Source organism: Streptomyces sp. NPDC058637, assembly GCF_042717325.1.
Lineage (GTDB): Bacteria > Actinomycetota > Actinomycetes > Streptomycetales > Streptomycetaceae > Streptomyces.
This window is the reverse complement of the sequence record NZ_JBHXRD010000015.1, coordinates 162,696-179,946: the sequence shown is the minus strand read 5'-3', so window position 1 is coordinate 179,946 and position 17,251 is coordinate 162,696. Positions and strand designations below refer to the sequence as shown.

The 17,251-nt window shown below is 72.9% G+C and carries 16 protein-coding genes; 5 read left to right on the top strand and 11 right to left on the bottom strand.

Annotated elements, in window-relative coordinates; translation table 11 throughout:
- Positions 1–15: 15 nt before the first annotated feature.
- On the top strand, positions 16–207 hold the full coding sequence (locus ACFWVP_RS17750) for a hypothetical protein (protein ID WP_384497631.1): 192 nt from the start codon (positions 16–18) through the stop codon (positions 205–207).
- A gap of 154 nt (positions 208–361) precedes the next feature.
- Here the strand turns inward: ACFWVP_RS17750 and ACFWVP_RS17745 are convergent, their stop codons facing one another.
- Both ACFWVP_RS17745 and ACFWVP_RS17740 read right to left on the bottom strand, forming a co-directional pair.
- Positions 362–2,005, bottom strand: coding sequence for a DNA repair helicase XPB (locus ACFWVP_RS17745; protein WP_384497629.1), 1,644 nt, complete (start codon positions 2,003–2,005; stop codon positions 362–364).
- Positions 2,006–2,175: 170 nt separating this feature from the next.
- Positions 2,176–4,641: a helicase C-terminal domain-containing protein gene (locus ACFWVP_RS17740; protein ID WP_384497628.1), complete on the bottom strand. Its 2,466-nt coding sequence runs from the start codon at positions 4,639–4,641 to the stop codon at positions 2,176–2,178.
- A gap of 64 nt (positions 4,642–4,705) precedes the next feature.
- Here ACFWVP_RS17740 and ACFWVP_RS17735 point away from each other — a divergent pair, with 64 nt between their 5' ends.
- A complete protein-coding gene (locus ACFWVP_RS17735) occupies positions 4,706–5,818 on the top strand; it encodes a hypothetical protein (RefSeq protein WP_384497626.1) in 1,113 nt (370 codons plus the stop codon).
- Positions 5,819–6,401: 583 nt separating this feature from the next.
- Here the strand turns inward: ACFWVP_RS17735 and ACFWVP_RS17730 are convergent.
- From ACFWVP_RS17730 to ACFWVP_RS17715, 4 genes are read right to left on the bottom strand one after another with little or no spacing between them, the layout of a single operon-like run.
- Positions 6,402–7,385: an ABC transporter substrate-binding protein gene (locus tag ACFWVP_RS17730; protein WP_384497624.1), complete on the bottom strand. Its 984-nt coding sequence runs from the start codon at positions 7,383–7,385 to the stop codon at positions 6,402–6,404.
- Complete coding sequence (locus tag ACFWVP_RS17725; RefSeq protein ID WP_384497623.1) at positions 7,382–8,254, bottom strand: ABC transporter ATP-binding protein; 873 nt, start codon at positions 8,252–8,254, stop codon at positions 7,382–7,384. The genes ACFWVP_RS17730 and ACFWVP_RS17725 overlap by 4 nt, the downstream gene beginning before the upstream one ends.
- Positions 8,251–9,336, bottom strand: a complete 1,086-nt coding sequence (locus ACFWVP_RS17720; RefSeq protein ID WP_384497620.1) for a FecCD family ABC transporter permease — start codon at positions 9,334–9,336, stop codon at positions 8,251–8,253. Before ACFWVP_RS17720 ends, ACFWVP_RS17725 begins: the two co-directional genes overlap by 4 nt.
- Positions 9,333–10,343: a FecCD family ABC transporter permease gene (locus ACFWVP_RS17715; RefSeq protein WP_384497619.1), complete on the bottom strand. Its 1,011-nt coding sequence runs from the start codon at positions 10,341–10,343 to the stop codon at positions 9,333–9,335. Before ACFWVP_RS17715 ends, ACFWVP_RS17720 begins: the two co-directional genes overlap by 4 nt.
- 109 nt (positions 10,344–10,452) lie before the next feature.
- On the opposite strand from ACFWVP_RS17715, the gene ACFWVP_RS17710 reads away from it, so the two are divergent.
- Positions 10,453–11,073: an HAD family hydrolase gene (locus ACFWVP_RS17710; protein WP_384497617.1), complete on the top strand. Its 621-nt coding sequence runs from the start codon at positions 10,453–10,455 to the stop codon at positions 11,071–11,073.
- Positions 11,074–11,082: 9 nt separating this feature from the next.
- Here the strand turns inward: ACFWVP_RS17710 and ACFWVP_RS17705 are convergent, their stop codons facing one another.
- Positions 11,083–11,319 carry a hypothetical protein gene (locus ACFWVP_RS17705; protein ID WP_384497615.1) on the bottom strand — a complete coding sequence of 79 codons (237 nt, stop codon included), beginning with the start codon at positions 11,317–11,319 and terminating at the stop codon, positions 11,083–11,085.
- A 168-nt stretch (positions 11,320–11,487) separates the two neighbouring features.
- On the opposite strand from ACFWVP_RS17705, the gene ACFWVP_RS17700 reads away from it, so the two are divergent.
- Entirely contained in the window at positions 11,488–11,871 is a 384-nt protein-coding gene (locus ACFWVP_RS17700) for a cold-shock protein (RefSeq protein WP_384497613.1), read from the top strand.
- Positions 11,872–11,981: 110 nt separating this feature from the next.
- Here the strand turns inward: ACFWVP_RS17700 and ACFWVP_RS17695 are convergent, their stop codons facing one another.
- The 4 genes from ACFWVP_RS17695 to ACFWVP_RS17680 are packed head-to-tail and all read right to left on the bottom strand — an operon-like array spanning position 11,982 to position 15,538.
- A complete protein-coding gene (locus tag ACFWVP_RS17695; RefSeq protein WP_384497611.1) occupies positions 11,982–12,875 on the bottom strand; it encodes a 1,4-dihydroxy-6-naphthoate synthase in 894 nt (297 codons plus the stop codon).
- Positions 12,847–13,566, bottom strand: a complete 720-nt coding sequence (locus ACFWVP_RS17690; RefSeq protein WP_384497609.1) for a futalosine hydrolase — start codon at positions 13,564–13,566, stop codon at positions 12,847–12,849. The genes ACFWVP_RS17695 and ACFWVP_RS17690 overlap by 29 nt, the downstream gene beginning before the upstream one ends.
- A gap of 28 nt (positions 13,567–13,594) precedes the next feature.
- Positions 13,595–14,077, bottom strand: a complete 483-nt coding sequence (locus ACFWVP_RS17685; RefSeq protein WP_384497607.1) for a DUF2771 domain-containing protein — start codon at positions 14,075–14,077, stop codon at positions 13,595–13,597.
- A gap of 27 nt (positions 14,078–14,104) precedes the next feature.
- On the bottom strand, positions 14,105–15,538 hold the full coding sequence (locus ACFWVP_RS17680) for an MFS transporter (RefSeq protein ID WP_384497606.1): 1,434 nt from the start codon (positions 15,536–15,538) through the stop codon (positions 14,105–14,107).
- A gap of 462 nt (positions 15,539–16,000) precedes the next feature.
- Between ACFWVP_RS17680 and ACFWVP_RS17675 the strand changes: the two genes are divergently transcribed.
- Positions 16,001–16,933: a DUF3027 domain-containing protein gene (locus ACFWVP_RS17675; protein WP_384497604.1), complete on the top strand. Its 933-nt coding sequence runs from the start codon at positions 16,001–16,003 to the stop codon at positions 16,931–16,933.
- Positions 16,934–17,251 lie beyond the last annotated feature (318 nt).

The window sequence follows — 17,251 nt, the reverse complement described above, 5'->3', positions numbered from 1 at the left end:
AGCACCATGGAATGCATGAGCACCGTATATGTGAACCCGCGCAGGACCGGGCCCGCGCACGGCGCGACCGCGGCCACCGGCCACCGTCGCGGCCACCGCCTCGGCGACGCGGTGCGCGCAGTCGGCGTCTTCGCGCGCACCGCCTTCGGGGTGGCCGTCCTCGGCGAGTACGCGGAGGAGGCGGGCGTCGTCCGCCGCCACCGCTGAGAGACCACCGGCCGACCTCAGGCCGACCGGACCCAGACCGGCCACCCTCAGACCGGCCACCCTCCGGCCTGACTGCCTCCCCCTCGGCCCCGGCCGACTGCCTCCCCCTCCGGCCCCGGCCGACGGCCTCCGGCCCCGGCCGGCAGCCTCCGGGTCAGCTGTCCGTGAGCAGTTCGTCCGCGTCGACGATCCGGTACGCGTACCCCTGCTCGGCCAGGAACCGCTGGCGGTGCGCCGCGAAGTCCTGGTCGATCGTGTCGCGGGCGACCACCGAGTAGAACCGGGCCTCGTGCCCGTCCGCCTTCGGCCGCAGCACCCGGCCGAGCCGCTGGGCCTCCTCCTGGCGTGAGCCGAATGTTCCCGACACCTGGATGGCGACCGTCGCCTCCGGCAGGTCGATCGAGAAGTTCGCCACCTTCGACACGACCAGCACGCTGATCTCACCCTCGCGGAACGCGCCGAACAGCTTCTCGCGCTGGGCGTTGCTGGTCTCGCCCTTGATCACCGGGGCGTTCAGGTGCTCACCGAGCTCGTCGAGCTGGTCGATGTACTGCCCGATGACGAGGGTCTGCTCACCCTGGTGCTTGCGGACGAGCGCCTCGGTGACCTTGCGCTTCGTCGCGGTCGTCGCGCAGAACCGGTACTTCTCCTCGGCCTCGGCCGTCGCGTACGCCAGCCGTTCCGAATCCGTCAGATTGACGCGGACCTCGACGCAGTCGGCGGGCGCGATGTAGCCCTGCGCCTCGATCTCCTTCCACGGCGCGTCGAACCGCTTGGGTCCGATGAGCGAGAAGACGTCCGACTCGCGCCCGTCCTCCCGCACCAGCGTGGCGGTGAGCCCGAGGCGCCGCCTGGCCTGGAGGTCGGCGGTGAACTTGAAGACGGGGGCGGGCAGCAGGTGCACCTCGTCGTAGATCACGAGCCCCCAGTCACGGGAGTCGAACAGCTCCAGGTGCGGGTAGATGCCCTTACGGCGGGTCGTCAGCACCTGGTACGTGGCGATCGTGACCGGCCGGATCTCCTTGCGCGTACCGCTGTACTCACCGATCTCGTCCTCGGTCAGCGAGGTCCGCTTCACCAGCTCGTGCTTCCACTGCCTGGCCGAGACGGTGTTGGTGACCAGGATCAGCGTGGTCGCCTTGGCCTCCGCCATCGCACCGGCGCCGACCAGCGTCTTCCCGGCCCCGCAGGGGAGGACGACGACACCGGAACCGCCGTGCCAGAAGCCCTCGACGGCCTGCTTCTGGTACGGGCGCAGCGCCCAGCCGTTCTGGTCGAGCTCGATCGGGTGCGCCTCGCCGTCGACGTACCCGGCGAGGTCCTCGGCGGGCCAGCCCAGCTTCAGCAGCGTCTGCTTGATCTGCCCGCGCTCGGAGGGGTGCACGGCCACGGTGTCCGGGTCGAGACGGGCCCCGACCAACGGCTGGACCTTCTTCGAGCGGAGGATCTCCTCCAGCACCGGCCGGTCGTTGGACGTCAGCACCAGGCCGTGCACCGGGTGCTTGGACAGGGTGAGGCGGCCGTACCGCGCCATCGTCTCGGCGATGTCGACGAGGAGCGCGTGCGGCACGGGGTAGCGCGAGTACTCCACGAGCGCGTCGACGACCTGCTCGGCGTCGTGCCCCGCGGCGCGGGCGTTCCACAGGCCGAGCGGGGTGACCCGGTAGGTGTGGATGTGCTCGGGTGCACGCTCCAGCTCCGCGAACGGGGCGATCACGCGACGGCAGGCGTCCGCCTGGTCGTGGTCGACTTCGAGGAGCAGCGTCTTGTCGCTCTGGACGATGAGGGGTCCGGTCACGCGCGTCGGCCCTTTCCGGCAGGGGGTGGCCGCCCGGGTGCGAACAGCCAAACGTCCAGTGTGCCTCATCGGGGGTGTGCGCGGCCCACCCCCGACAGGGGGAAGTTGTCGACGGGCATATCGGGCGTACGGGGCAGATTTTCGTCCGTGACTTCCCAGGAGGCCGGGGGTCACGGGGCCGCGTCGTCGGCCAGCTCCGCTACGCCCGTGATGCGGTGCAGGGGGTAGGTGCGGATCTCGTCGGCTGTGTGGTCGTACGCCGTGACGAAGCCGCCCTCGACCTTGACCGGGGCGATCACCCGTTGGCTGGCCGCGCCGTCCGCGTTGACGTAGCCGATCCACACCGCGGACCCGGTCATCGCGGCCGCCTGCACCGTGGCGAGGGTCTCGGCGGAGGTCGTGCGGGGGAGCGAACCGGCCGCGGCCGTGTCGGGGGCGTCCTTGTGGACGACCCGCGCGGCCGTGTCACCGGCCCTGATGGCCCGTACCGCGGCGGACAGCAGGGTCGTGTCCGGGACGGGCGGGCCCTCGGGGACGGGGGCGGGCGCGGTACGGGGCGGGGTGCGGCGGGCGCCGGCGCGGGTGATCAGGACGTCACCCTCGGCGGATTCGGCGGCCGGGGCGTATCCCATCTCGCGGAGCCCTTCGAGCAGCGAGCCCGGGTCGGTCTGGGCGGCCAGGACGGTCGGCGCGAGCCGGCGCAGCCGCAGGGCGGCCGAGCGCTTGTCGGCCAGGATCTCGTTGAGTACGGCCTCGTCGTCGCAGCGTACGTACGCGGAGGCGGCGCCGATCCGCAGATGGCCGTGGCGGCGGGCCACGTCGTCGATGAGGTAGCTCAGCGGCTGCGGCACCGGCGTGCGGCTGTGCGTGCCGAGGAAGGCGTGCAGGTCGGACGCGGCCTGACCGGCGTCCAGGGCGCGGCGTACGGAACCGGGCGTGAAGCGGTAGACCGTGGCGCCGCCCTTGGACTCGATGTCCGCGAGCACCGACAGCATCTCGGCGAGCGGGCGTTCCAGCGGGCCGGGGGCCACGGCCGTCAGGTCGGCCTGGAGCAGGACGTGGTCGAGGGGCTCGGGGATGAGCGGGGCGAGGCGGGCCGCGGCCTCGCGGGGGCCCTGTCCGAGGAGCGCCCGGGCCTGGGAGGAGAGGGCGCCGCGACCGGTGACGCCGAGCAGCTCCGCCTCGTTGACCGTCCACAGGGCGAGCCGGGAACGCAGGTCGGAGATGTCGCCGGAGGACGAGGCCCCGCCGGACGCGGCCGTACGCAGAGGCCGTTCCCAGCGGAGCCGGGACAGCAGCGTCTGCGGGTCGGGTGCGGTGCCCGGGGGGAGCGAGGCGAACAGGGCGAGCACCCGGCGGCGTACCTCGGGCGCGGCCGAACGGTCCAGCTCGGGGCCGAGCGCGGAGAGCGCACGGCCCTTGGCGTCCTGGCCGCCGACCAGGCCCGCGGTGCGGGTGGCGGTCAGCCAGGCGGTGGCGAGGCGGGTCCAGCGGTCCTGGGCGGGGAGTTCGAGCCAGTCGTCGTACGCGGGCGTCGCCGCATACCGCTCGTCGGCCTCCCCGTCGGTGGCCAGCAGCCCCGCCGCGTAGGCGAGTTCGACCCAGAAGGCGGCGATCGGCTCGGACACGTCGAGGGCGTTCGCGACGCGCTTCAGCTCGCGCACGCTCAGCCCGCCCGCGCGGAGGATGGCCGGACCGCCGTTGTTCCAGAGCTTCAGCAGCTCCTCGATCGTGGACAGCGCGGTGAAGGCCTGACCGGCCGCCGCCCTGTCCACAGCCTGGGGATCGCGTTCGGCCGCCGCCGCGAGGACCGGCGGCACGGGCTCGGGTACGCGGTGGGCGCGGCCGGCCCGCAGGTGCAGCGCGGCCTCGCGCGGCAGGACGACGGTCCGGGTGGACACCGGCAGCAACAGGCCGCGGTCCCGCAGCCATTGGACGGGCGGGGCGGGATTCGGGGTGACCTCCCCGTACGGCGGGCCCCACACCAGCCGGTCCAGCACGGACAGCGCCTCGACGGGGGCGGTGTCCAGCAGCGCCGCCATCCTGGTCCGGTCCGTGAAGAGACCGGCCAGCGCGGCGACGGCCGAGACCGGGTCATGGGTGGCCGGCAGTCCGGCGGCGGTCAGGATCTCCTGCAGCCGGCCCGGCGACATGCCGGCCGTCGCCTCGGCGACGGTCGGTCCGAGACCGGTGGGGGAGGGGTGCTGCGGGGACGGGGCGAGCAGTTCGCGCGCGGTGCGCACGAGACGCAGCCGCTCGTCCTCGCCCCAGACCAGGGCCTGTTCGCGCAGGGTCGTGAGCGCGGCGGGCAGAGCGGCGGTGATCGCCGCACCGACGTCGTCGCGCCCGTCGCCGTCCCCCTCGCCGTCACCGGTGAGGAGCGCGAGCAGCGCGTCGTACGGAGCGGGATCGGGCGCCACGGCCAGCGCCTCGGCGGTCTGCAGGGCGAACCGGTCGAGGTGCTCCAGCGCACGGATGACGGAGGCGCGCGTGCCGGCCCGGGTCGCCAGCTGGGTGATGTCGTTCGGCACGGGGCTGAGCAGGTCGGGGCGGGCACGCAGAAGCCCCGCCAGCGATTCGTCGCCCCGGGCGCGCAGGGCTTCGGCGAGCGTGCGCGGTGGTGTGGTCGTCCCCATCCGTCCCACGGTAGCCCCTGGAACGCTACCGTCGGGGCAGGGCGGGTAGAGGGAGAACGAACGCGTGGGGATCGAGAGCGACCAGCTTGTCTACGACTATCTGAGCCGGGTCGGTGACCTGGCGCAGCAGCAACAGCTGTCCTCGGGCGCCCGGATGAGACTCGTCGCGACACTGCGGGGCGAGATCGACCGGCAGCGCGGGACGAACGGACCGGACTCTCCCGCGGTGGTCCGGCGCATCATCGGCCGCCTGGGCGCACCCGCCGAACTCGTCGCCGCCGCAGCCGAGTCGGGTGACGGCACGGTGGATCTGCCCACCCCGCGGGCCGAGCCGCCGACGGCTGCCGCGAAGCCGCGCGCGATGCCCCGGCCGCGGCGGGGGATCCTCCGGAAAGACGTGTTGCGCAAGGGCGCGTCGGGCGGCCCCCCGGCGGAGGAGGAGGCCGGGGCAAGTACCGGGGCGAGTACCGGGGGAAGGCCCCCGGAGCAGGACGAGGGCCCGGTGCCCGGCTGGCCGTCCGCCTCGGCGCCGCACATGGTCGGGATGGACGAGGCGGGTTCCCCGTCCGGGGAGGCCGAATGGTGGCGGATCGAGCCCGGACCGTTCGGCGAGGGCGACCCGGGCACGGCCGTGCCGGGCTTCGTGGGCGGGCTGGAGAGCCCGGAGCTGTTCCGGCCCCGGCGGCCGGTCGAGAAGCCGGAGGCGGAGGCGGAGCCCTCGGCGGACGACGCGGGGGAGGGGGCCGGGGCGGACGCCGTCCCGGCCCCCCGGAAGCGGATGCGGGTGCGACTGCGCCGCCGCAGGCCGGCCTCCACCTCCGCCTCCGCCTCCAGGGAGAGGGCAAGGCTCGGGAATCCGTTCCTGCTGCTGGCCGCCGCGCTGCTGGTGGCCGGCGCGGTGCTGGGCTCGTGGATCGCGCTCGCGGCCGGCTGGTTGCTGGCGTACAGCTCGCGGCGGATCTCGCGCGCGGAGGCGAAGTGGATCGCGATGGGCCTGCCCGGCGTGGTGGTGGCCGGGGCCTTCGTCTGGCTGTGGGGCCGCATGACGGGCCGCTGGGGCAGCGCGCTCGCGGAGGGCGCCATGGGGGACGCGATGACCGAGGCCTGGCCGGTGGTCCTGCGTACGGCCGCGGTGGCGTCGGCGGTGTACCTGGTGTGGCGGGCGCGTCGTCTCTGAGGGGGGCGGGGTGGCGGGGCAGGGCGGGGGACCGGCCCGGTCAGCAGCACGTGTACGGTCCGGCACCGGGCGGCGGCAGAGCCGGGCCGCGCCCGGGCCGCCGTGCCGCTGGGCCGGGCCGCCGTACTGCTGGGCCGGGCCGCCATATCCCTTCGAGCCGCCGAGCCGCACCCCTGGACCGCCGACCCGCCGACCCCGCAGACCCGCCGATCCCTCGGTTCGACGGCAGGCCGGTGAGTGTGGTCCTACGGGCGCGGTCGAACCCTGGTTCGTGCGGTCTGCGGTCTCTGCGGTCCCACCGACCTGGCCGCTGGCCACCGCCCCGGCCGTCAGCTGCGGGCCGCCGGCCGGTGCGTGTGGCCCCACCGGCCCCACTGGCGCCACCGACCCAGCCGTCAACCCGCGCGTTCTCTTCCACGCGGCTGACCGGGACGTCAGGTGGCGGCGCGGGACGTAGCGGCCGGCCGCCGCCCACCATCGCCGCGTCCGAATCACTCACCGGCACCCGCCTCAGCTCCCCCGCCGACGTCTGGGCGAACCGCGCGGGCCGGGCGGTTGGGGCGCTACACGGTGCGACCCGGCGCTACGCGGTCAGGTCGGCCTGGAGCTCGTCCAGGATCTTCTCCGCCGCCGTGTAGCCGATGCCCTGGATCCACAGCTGGTCCTCGACCGGGAAGACCTTGTCGTTCTTCACGGCGGACATGTTCTTCCACAGACCGCTGCCCACCGTCTGCTTCTCCTTGGACTTCTCGGCGTCCCCGTACGTCGAGTGGAAGACGACGTCCGCGTCCGCCAGGTCGATCCTCTCCGGGCTGACGTCGTACGAGAAGCCGTCCTTGGCCTTGTCCACGATCGAGGGCCGGCCGAGGCCGACGTCGGCGAGGATCGTCGCGATGTAGTTCTGCCGGCCGTAGACGCGGATGTCGGCGCCCTCCACGAACCGCACCATGTTGACCTCGACGCCCGCCGCCTTCTCCTTGCCGCCGAGCGCCTCGGTGACCTCGGCCGTGTGCGTGGCGTAGTCCGCGATGACCTTCTCGGCCTCCGGGACCTTGCCGAGCGCGTTGGCGTGGACCTGGAAGTTCTCCTTCCAGGGGTAGCCGGTGTTCTCCGTCATCACCGTCGGCGCGATCTTCTTCAGCTCGTCGTACTTGTCGGCGTGCCGGATCTTGCTCGTCAGGATCAGGTCGGGCTTGAGCGCGGCGATCGATTCGAGGTTCGGCGTCATCATCGCGCCCACGTCCTCGATGCCCGCCACCTGGTCCTTCGACAGATAGCTCAGGAAGCCCGAATCGACGTCCGCGTGCGTGGCGCCGACCGGCTTCACGCCCAGGGTGAGCGCGGAGTCCAGCTCGGCCGTGTCCAGGACGACGACCCGCTTCGGCGCGACGGGGACCTTGACGTTGCCCATGGCCGTGCTGACCGTGTGCGTCTTCGGGGCGGACGCGTCGGACCCGGAGGCGTCGGAGCCGGAGTCGGAGGATCCGCAGGCGGAGAGCGCCAGCGCGGTGGTGGCGGCGAGCGAGACCGCCGAGAGGCCGCGACGGTCGCGGAGCGAGCGGGTCATGTCAGGGTTGCCTTTCCAGACGCGGGAGTGAGGGGTGCGGGGGTCCAGGGCGCGCCCGGCACGACGAGCGGCGAACCCGTCACCGGGTCCGGCACGATCACCGCTTCCAGGCCGAAGACCTCACGTACGAGCTCGGCGGTGACCACATCCCCGGGGCGGCCCTCGGCGACGATCCGGCCCGCCTTCATGGCGACCAGGTGGTCGGCGTACCGGGCGGCCTGGTTGAGGTCGTGGAGCACCGTGACGACGGTCCGTCCCCGGGTGCCGTCCGCCGCGGGGGCGGCGAGCCGCCGCACCAGGTCCAGGACCTCCACCTGGTGGGCGATGTCGAGGTACGTCGTCGGCTCGTCGAGCAGCAGCAGATCCGTGTCCTGCGCGAGTGCCATCGCGATCCAGACGCGCTGGCGCTGCCCGCCGGACAGCTCGTCCACCGACCGGTCGCCGAGCGCGGTGATGTCCGTACGCTCCATGGCGTCCGTCACCGCCCGCTCGTCCGCCTCCGACCACTGCTGCCACCAGTGCTGGTGCGGCTGGCGGCCACGGGCGACCAGGTCGGAGACGGTGATCGCCTCGGGCGCCACCGGGGTCTGCGGGAGCAGCCCGACCGACTGGGCGATCTTCCGGGTGGGTATCCGGGAGAGTTCCGTGCCGTCCAGGAGCACCGAACCGCCGGCCGGCTTCAGGAGCCGGCCGAGCGCCCGCAGGGTGGTCGACTTGCCGCAGGCGTTCGGGCCGACGATGACGGTCACCTGCCCGTCCGGCACGGCGAGGTCCAGCTCGTGCACGACGGTGCGGTCCTCGTAGGCGAGCGTCAGGGCGCGTGCCGTGAGCCGCGACGTGGCGGTGTCCGTGGGGCGCGTGAGGTTCATGCGTTGCCTCCCTTGCGGCCACCGTGACCGCGGATGATCAGCCAGATCAGGTACGGGGCGCCGACCGCAGCCGTCAGCACACCCACCGGAAGCTCGGTGGGGGAGAACAGCCTGCGCGCCAGCAGGTCGCCGAAGACGACGATCACGGCGCCGAGCAGCGCGGAACACAGCAGCGGGATCTGCGCGGTGCGCGTCATACGGCGGGCGATCTGCGGGGCGAGGAGGGCCACGAAGTCGACCGGCCCGGCCGTCCCCGTCGCCACCGACGCCAGGACCACCCCGAGGGCGACGAGCCCGAGCCGTACGCGGCCGAGCCGGACGCCGAGCGCGGTCGCGGTGTCGTCGTCCATCGAGACGGTGCGCTGCGCCCGCGCGGCCCACAGCACGGCCGGCAGCAGGATCAGCAGCGTCCAGCCGATCGGCGCGGCCTCGTTCCAGCCGCGGCCGTTGAGGGAGCCCGTCATCCAGATCTGCGCCTGCTGGGCGACCAGGTAGTCGCCCTTCGTCAGGAACAGCGTGGTCACCGACCGGAGCGCGATCGCGAAGCCGATGCCGATGAGGACGAAGCGGGTCGCGTGCAGCCCGCCGCGCCACGCGAAGACGTACACGAGCGCCGCCGCCGCGACCCCGCCGACGACCGAGAGGTACGGCAGGACGGTGTACGAGGTCACGCCGAAGGTCATCGCGCCGACCGTCAGGGCGCTCGCGCCCTGGCTGATGCCGATGATGTCGGGGCTGGCGAGCGGATTGCGGGCCACGGTCTGGATCAGAGCCCCGGCGATCCCGAAGGCCGCGCCGACGAGCAGGCCGACCACCAGCCGGGGCAACCGCAGCGTGCCGACGACGAGCTCGTCCGACGACGGCTGCCCGAGGACGACCTTCACCACCTCCGCGGGCGCGACGAAGCTCTCGCCGGCACAGAGGTACGCGACACAGACCGCGGCCAGCACGACGACGAGCACCGCCGCGACGAGCCCGGCCCGCCGGTGGACCAGGAACCCGGCCCGCTTCCCGACCCGTACGAGGCCGTAACCGGCGGGCCGGACCGAGGTGCGTACGGGCACCGCCGTGTCCGAGCTCATGCGGGCACCGCCTTCCGGCGTACGAGGGTGACGAGGAACGGCACACCGATCAGCGCCGTCGTCACGCCCGCCGGTACCTCGCCCGGCGGGAGGACGATCCGGCCGACGACATCGGAGACGAGGAGCATCACGGGTCCGACGAGCGCCGCCATCGGCAGCACCCAGCGGTGATCACTGCCCACGATCGCGCGGGCGATGTGCGGCACCGCGAGTCCGACGAACGCGATCGGCCCGGCCGCCGCGACCCCTGCACCGGTGAGCACCGTGGCGCCGATGCCGCCGACGACGCGTACGGCCGCCACGTTCTGTCCCAGGCCCTTCGCCACGTCCTCGCCCAGCGCCAGCGCGTCGAGCCCGCGCGCGACCGAGAGGACGAGGAGTACACCGACGAGCAGGAACGGCCAGATCTGCTGCGCGACCTGCGCCTCCCGGCCGGCGATGGAGCCCACCTGCCAGAAGCGGAACTCGTCGAGCGCCGACGCCTTGGTGGTGAGCACCGCCATGGTCACGGAGACCAGCAGCGCGTTGATCGCCGCACCGCCCAGCGCGAGCTTCACCGGGGTCGCCCCGCCGCGCCCCCGGGCGGCGACGGCGTACACGGCCACGGACGCGACGGCGGCTCCCGCGAAGGCGAACCACACATAGCCGGTGAGGGTGTGGATCCCGGCGTACGCGATGGCCAGCACGACGGCCACCGAGGCGCCCTGGCTGATGCCGAGGATCCCGGGGTCGGCGATGGGGTTGCGGGTGATGCCCTGCAGCGCCGTGCCCGCGACGGCCAGGGCCGCGCCGACCATCAGACCGATCAGGGTGCGCGGCACGCGCATCTGCCGGATCACCTCGGCGGCGTCGGAGTGCCCGCCGTGGACCAGTGCGTCGAACACCGCGGTCGGCGCGATGGTCCGTGCGCCCACGGCGAGGCTGAGCAGGACGGCCACCAGCAGGGCGACGACGGCCGCCGCTGTCGCGAGCGCGCGTCGGGACAGGCGTGGTGCGGCGGCTGGCATCGGACCCAATCGAGTACGCGGAGGAGGAAAAGGGCAAAGGGAGGTAAGGGTGGGCTAAGTCTAAGCAGTGCCGACATCGGCCGGTCCGGTGCCTCGGCACAATGGCTCCATGCACTCACACGCCCCGACGGTCGGCTTCGACCTCGACATGACGCTGATCGACTCCCGGCCCGGAATCAAGGCCGCCTTCCTCGCCCTGTCCGCCGAGACCGGCTTCGCCATAGACGCCGACCTGGCCGTCAGCCGGCTCGGTCCGCCGCTCGAGGACGAGCTGGCCCACTGGTTTCCGGCCGATCTGATCGCGGAGACCGCCGACCGGTACCGCGCGATGTACCCGGACCACGCGATCACCCCGTCGACCGCGCTCCTGGGTGCCCGCGAGGCCGTCGAGGCCGTGCGGGCCCTTGGCGGACGCGCTCTCGTCGTCACCGCCAAATACGGACCGAACGCGAAGCTGCACCTCGCGCACCTGGGCATCGAGCCGGACGTGCTGATCGGCGGGCTCTGGGCCGAGGGCAAGGGGGAGGCGCTTCTGGAGCACGGGGCGCACATCTACGTCGGTGACCACACCGGGGACGTGCGCGGGGCGCGCGTCGCGAACGCCCTGTCGGTCGGCGTCACCACGGGACCGTGCGACGCGGACGAACTGCGGGCGGCCGGCGCCGATGTGATCCTGCCGAACCTCAGTGCGTTCCCGGACTGGCTGCGGACCTTCGCGGGACGCTCGTGACGGCTCCGGTCAGCGGGTGGCGGCGCGCTTGGGGGAGCTCTTCCACGCCGAGCGCACCACCCCCGCCGCGGCGATGAGGAAGCCCACCCCCATCAGCATGCACACCGCATAAGCGACGGACGGGAACGGATCGGTGCCCAGGAACAGCGGGGCCACGGTGACCAGTGTGGCCAGTGCGCCGATGAAGAAGACGATCGCGCCGACCTGGACGAGCCGGTCGCCTGCGCCGGAAGGAGTAGTAGTCACCCGGCCAGGGTAGTTCCCACCTCGGCGGAACCCATCGGCGACGTCTTGTCTCCGGCTCCTGGGCCATTAGCCTTGAGCACGGCGGGTCGTGGAGACCCGCTGTACTGCTATCCGGAGCCGTTTCCGCGGCTCCGGCACACACCGACGAGTACGAGGACGAGGACAGACGTGCCCACGGGTAAGGTCAAATGGTTCAATTCGGAAAAGGGCTTCGGCTTCCTCTCGCGCGATGACGGCGCCGACGTCTTCGTCCACTCGTCCGTACTCCCGGCCGGCGTCGATGCCCTCAAGCCCGGCCAGCGCGTCGAATTCGGTGTGGTCGCGGGCCAGCGCGGTGACCAGGCCCTCTCCGTGGTGATCCTCGACCCGACCCCGTCCGTCGCCGCGGCGCAGCGCCGCAAGCCGGACGAGCTGGCGTCGATCGTGCAGGACCTGACGACCCTTCTGGAGAACATCACGCCGACGCTGGAGCGGGGCCGTTACCCCGACAAGGCCTCGGGCGCGAAGATCGCGGGCCTGCTGAGGGCGGTCGCGGACCAGCTCGACGTCTGAGCCGGACTGCCGGGACGGCGGCGCGGACCCGGCGAGCGGTCCTGCCGCCGCCGGGTGCCCACCGCCGGGCGCATACCGTCCACCGCTTGGAGGACGTCGGGCCCGTGGTGTCAGCGGGCGGCGAAGGACAGGGCGTCCGGGCCCAGCGGCGGTACGAGCCCCTCGGCAGCCGCCCGTGTCAGCAGGCCGCGGATCGCCGCGTAGCCGTTCTCGCCGAGATCGGCGGTGAATTCGTTGACGTAGAGCCCGATGTGCTGGTCGGCCACGGCCGGGTCCATCTCCTGGGCGTGCTCCAGGACGTACGGCCGTGACTGCTCCGGGTCGTCCCAGGCCATCCGTACCGACGTGCGGACCGAGTCGGCCAGCTCCTGCAGCATCCGCTCGCCCAGTGACCGTTTGGCGATGATCGCGCCGAGCGGGATCGGCAGTCCGGTGGTCGACTCCCAGTGCTCGCCCATGTCGGCGAGGCTGTGGAGGCCGTAGTTCCGGTACGTGAAACGGGCCTCGTGGATCACGAGCCCGGCGTCCACCCGGCCGTCGCGCACCGCGGGCATGATCTCGTCGAACGGCAGGACGACGATCTCGCCCACGCCGTCCGGCACGACCTCGGCCGCCCACAGCCGGAACAGCAGATAGGCGGTGGAGCGCTCGCTCGGCACGGCGACGGTCTTCCCCGTCAGGTCGGTGCCGGGCTCCTTCGTGAGGACGAGCGGCCCGCAGCCCCGCCCCAGCGCGCCGCCGCACGGCAGCAGGGCGTACTCGTCGAGCACCCAGGGCAGTACGGCGTACGAGACCTTCAGCACGTCGAACTCACCGCGCTCCGCCATGCCGTTGGTGAGGTCGATGTCGGCGAAGGTGACATCGAGGGCGGGCGCGCCGGGGACCCGGCCGTGCGCCCAGGCGTCGAAGACGAAGGTGTCGTTCGGGCACGGCGAGAAGGCGATGCGCAGCTTCGCGCCCGGCGCGTCGGCGGAGTCAGTCACGGTTTCGGTCAAGTCGGTCATGGTGGGTCCAACCTTCCACTACGGCTGCGGTCTTCCCGAACGCCTCGGTGAGCACGGCCAGGGCCTCGCCGATGCGCCAGGCGCCCCGGTCGCGCGGGCCCACGGTGTTCGAGACGGCCCGGATCTCCAGCACCGGCACTCCGAGCCTCGCGGCCGCCTCGGCGACACCGAAGCCCTCCATGGCCTCCGCGACCGCTCCGGGGTTCGCGGCCAGCAGCGCGGCGGTGCGGGCGGCGCTGCCGGTCACGGTGGAGACGGTGAGCACGGCACCCGGCACGGCCCCGGTGGCCGCCACCACGTCCCGGACGAGGGCGGCGGGCGGCAGGAACGAGTCCCTGCCGAAGCCGAGACCGGTGACGGGCACGAAGCCGTCCGGGGTCTCGGCACCCAGGTCGGCGGCGACGATGTCCGTCGCGACGACGAGGGAGCAGACGGGTGCGGCGGGGGAGAAGCCGCCGCCGATACCGGCCGAGACGACGAGACCGTACGGCTCCGAGGCGGGTGCGGAGGCCAGGGCGAAGGCCGCGGCGGCGGCCGCGGCGGCCGGACCCACGCCGCCCGCGAGGACGTCGAACGGACCGGCGCGGTGCACCTCGGCGCCCGGCACCTCACGTACCCGTGCCGGACCCCCGAACGCGCGCGTGACCGCGTCCCGTTCGGCCGGGACGGCGGTCACGACGAGCACCCGCACAGCGGTCGTCCTTCAGAGGTTCAGGGGATCAGGAGGTCTTCTTGAGCTGGAAGTGCCAGACGCCCGTGAGCTTCTGTCCCTTCGTTTCGACGATGCTGATCTGCGTCTTCGACGCGGTCTCCTCGCCGGTCTGGCTGGCGAAGAAGGCGCTGCCCGGGATGGAGCGGTAGGTCTTCTTGTACGGCTCCTGCTCGGCCTGCTGGCCGTTGATGAACAGGGTCCAGCCGTTCTCTCCGACCTCGGGGTCGACGCCGAAGCGGACCTTGTCGTCCATCGCGACCTTGACGGACTTCTCCGCCTTCTTGTTGAGGCAGCCCTGGATCTCGGACTCCTTGAGGGCCTTGCCGTCGTTGTAGCAGGCGGCCTCGGTGCTCACCGAGTTGTCGCCGACCGTCACGGTGGCGAGCGGCGTCGGCTTGTCGCAGGCGGACAGGACAAGGAGTCCCGCGGACACGGCACCAAGAGCGACGCCGATTCGACGGCCCTTACCGGAGAAGAACGCAACGGTCATGCGCCGAAGGTTATCGGTCGTCGACGCTCACGCCACGCGGGGGTGCGGTGAGCCGCGCCGCGCGGCGCCCAGGAGGCCCCGTACGGAGGTGGCCGCGCCGAGGGCGAGGACGCAGGCGGCGACGGACATGCCGAGTGCTCCGTTGAGCGGGAGGGCGATACCGATGGCGCCGCCGACCACCCAGGACATCTGGAGCAGGGTCTCGGACCGGGCGAAGGCCGAGGTCCGCACCTCCTCCGGCACGTCCCGCTGGATCATGGCGTCCAGCGACAGCTTCGACAGGGCCTGGGTGAATCCGGCGACCGCGCCCAGTGCGGCGACCATCAGCGTGCTGAAGAACACGGCGGCGAGCACGGCGACGCCCAGGGCGAGCCCCAGCACCGTCGCGACGATCACCTCGGGGCCGCGGGCCCTGAGCCAGGACCCCACCGCCGTACCGCAGGCGTTGCCGACCCCTGCCGCGACACCCACGATGCCGAGCGACACGGCGGCGCTCTGCCCGGAGAGGGGGTGCTCACGCAGCAGGAACGCGAGGAAGAAGATCAGGAAGCCGGAGAGCGCGCGGTGCGAGGCGTTCGCCTGGAGGCCGTGCAGCACGGACGGTCCGACGGACCGCAGCCCCGGCGGTCTCTCCCGGGCGTCCTTCTTCCCGTTCTTCTTCCCGTTCTTCCCGCCGTCCCGGGTGCTGCCCGGGCGTGGCGCCGGGGTGGCCTCCTCGCCGTGCGGGACGACGAGGCGGGCCTTGCGCTCGCCCTTCGCGGAGTCGACCTTGTGCGGCAGGGTGAAGGCGAGGACGGTCCCGCCGAGGAAGATCACACAGGCGCCGTAGAGCGGCCAGGGCGATCCGATCATCTGGAGCCCGGCCCCGATCGGGGCCGCCACGCCCGTCGCCAGCAGTCCGGCGAGTGTGACCCGGGAATTGGCCTTCACCAGGGAGAAGCGTGGTGGCAGGAGACGGGGTACGACGGCACTTCTCACGACCCCGTACGCCTTGGAGGACACCAGGACGCCCAGCGCCGCCGGATACAGCTCCAGGCCGCCCGTCGCGACGGCCCCCGACATGGTGATCGCGAGCACCGCCCGGGCGAACATGGCGCCGGCCATCGCGGCGCGACGGCCGTGCGGCAGCCGGTCCAGGAGCGGGCCGATCACCGGCGCGAGGAGGGTGAAGGGGGCCATCGTGACGGCGAGGTACAGGGCGACGCGCCCACGCGCCTCGTCCGTGGGCACGGAGAAGAACACCGTGGACGCGAGCGCCACGGTGATCATGACGTCACCCGCCCCGTTGACCGCGTGCAGCTCGATCAGCTTGCCGAGGCCGGACTCGCCCGCCCCATGGGCGTGGGTCGCCTTCCGGATCCCCCTCGCGGCGCCCGTGAACGGGGTCCGCAGGGCACGGCCCATCGCCCGGCCCCCTCTGCGGAGCGGGCCGGACCCCTCGGACGACCTGGCGGCAGCCACGTGGTCATAGTGCCCCACACCCTGCCGTCACGAACCATGATCGGGCCGGGGCGCGGCGACGGATCCCCACACGGGCGGGTGACCGGAGAGGCCGTCCGGTGGCTGACGGACATGAGGTCCCGGCGGATGGATCAGGGGGTGCGCACACCGGATTCGCCCCTCGCCATGCCTGCTCAGCCGTGGATCCGGCACTGTTCCGGTCCTGTTTGGGGCGGGCAGGTGGGCGCGGGGCGGCAGAGAGGGTAGCGTGCACTCACGCGCCACCGGCGGTTGTTCTTGGCCGCGCGCCTCTCCGCGATCCCGCAGAATGGGGAGCAGAAGGCGCGCCCGAGGCAGGCACAACGGGTGTGGACGTCGACGCGGCCCCCAGGTCCGCTCCGCCCGCACCTGTCATGGCTGAAATCGGATACCGATGGGCTGCTGGCGCGCTCGTGAGACGGCGTATGGAGAGAAGCGAGACCTGTGAGTGCTGCGACGACGCGAAGCCGTACGGCCCGTATCCCCACCCCTGACCGTCTGTGTGCCGAGGCGGTAGACCTCGCCCGCGAGGCGGCCGAGGAAGCCGCCTGGCCCGGAGTGGTCGGTGAACACGTGGCCCTGGTCTCCGAGGGGGACCGGGTCGTCACGCACTACTTCGAGTGCAAGGAGCCCGGTTACCGGGGCTGGCGCTGGGCGGTGACGGTCGCCAGGGCCTCCCGTGCCAAGAACGTCACCCTTGACGAAACGGTGCTGCTGCCGGGCTCCGACGCGCTCCTCGCCCCCGAGTGGGTGCCGTGGAGCGAGCGGCTGCGGCCCGGCGACATGGGCCCCGGCGACCTGCTGCCCACCGAGGCGGAGGACCCGCGCCTGGAGCCCGGTTACACGGGCGAGGACGAGCCCCTGCCGAACTCTCCGGTCTCCGAGGTGTCCGAGGAGCTGGCGGCCCTCGTCGACGCGGAGGACGCGGAGCTGACGACCCGGCCCTCGGTGACGACCCGTGGGTCGATCGCCTCCGTCGCGGAGGAGCTCGGCACGCGGCGGGCGCGAGTGCTGTCCCGGTACGGGCTGCGGCTGGCGGCGGACCGGTGGGACGAGGAGTTCGGCGCGAAGACGCCGATGGCGCAGGCCGCGCCCGCGTCCTGTGTGACCTGTGCGTTCCTGGTGCCGATGGCGGGGTCGCTGAAGCAGGCCTTCGGGGTCTGCGCGAACGAGTTCGCCCCGGCGGACGGCCGGGTGGTCTCGCTCTCCTACGGTTGCGGGGGGCACTCCGAGGCCGCGGTGATGCCGAAGCCGGTCAAGCCGGCGCCGCACGCGCTGGACACGTTGCAGGTGGACGACTATTCGTTGCGTCCTGCGGCCTCCGGTTCGGTGCCGGCCCTGGCGGACGGGCCGACGGAGGATCTGGGCCACTCCTGACGCTCCTGCCCGCTGTGGGGTCCGGGCTTGCGGTGCCCGGGCATCGCAAGCCCGATGCGGGGCGCCCGGACACGGCCGTTGTCCTCAATCGCCGGACGGGCTTGGTTGGGCCCTCTGCGGGGTGTGTGTCCTCAAACGCCGGACGGGCTTGGTTGGGCGCCCTGTGCGCGGTGTGGTCCTGGTCTGCTCCGGTGACGGCCCTGTCCTCAATCGCCGGACGGCTTGATTTGGCCTGACTGCGGCTAAATCAAGCCTGCCCGGTGTTTGAGGTCGGAACGGTCGCGTTGGTGGGGCCCCGAGCCGGGTTGCTGGGTGGGC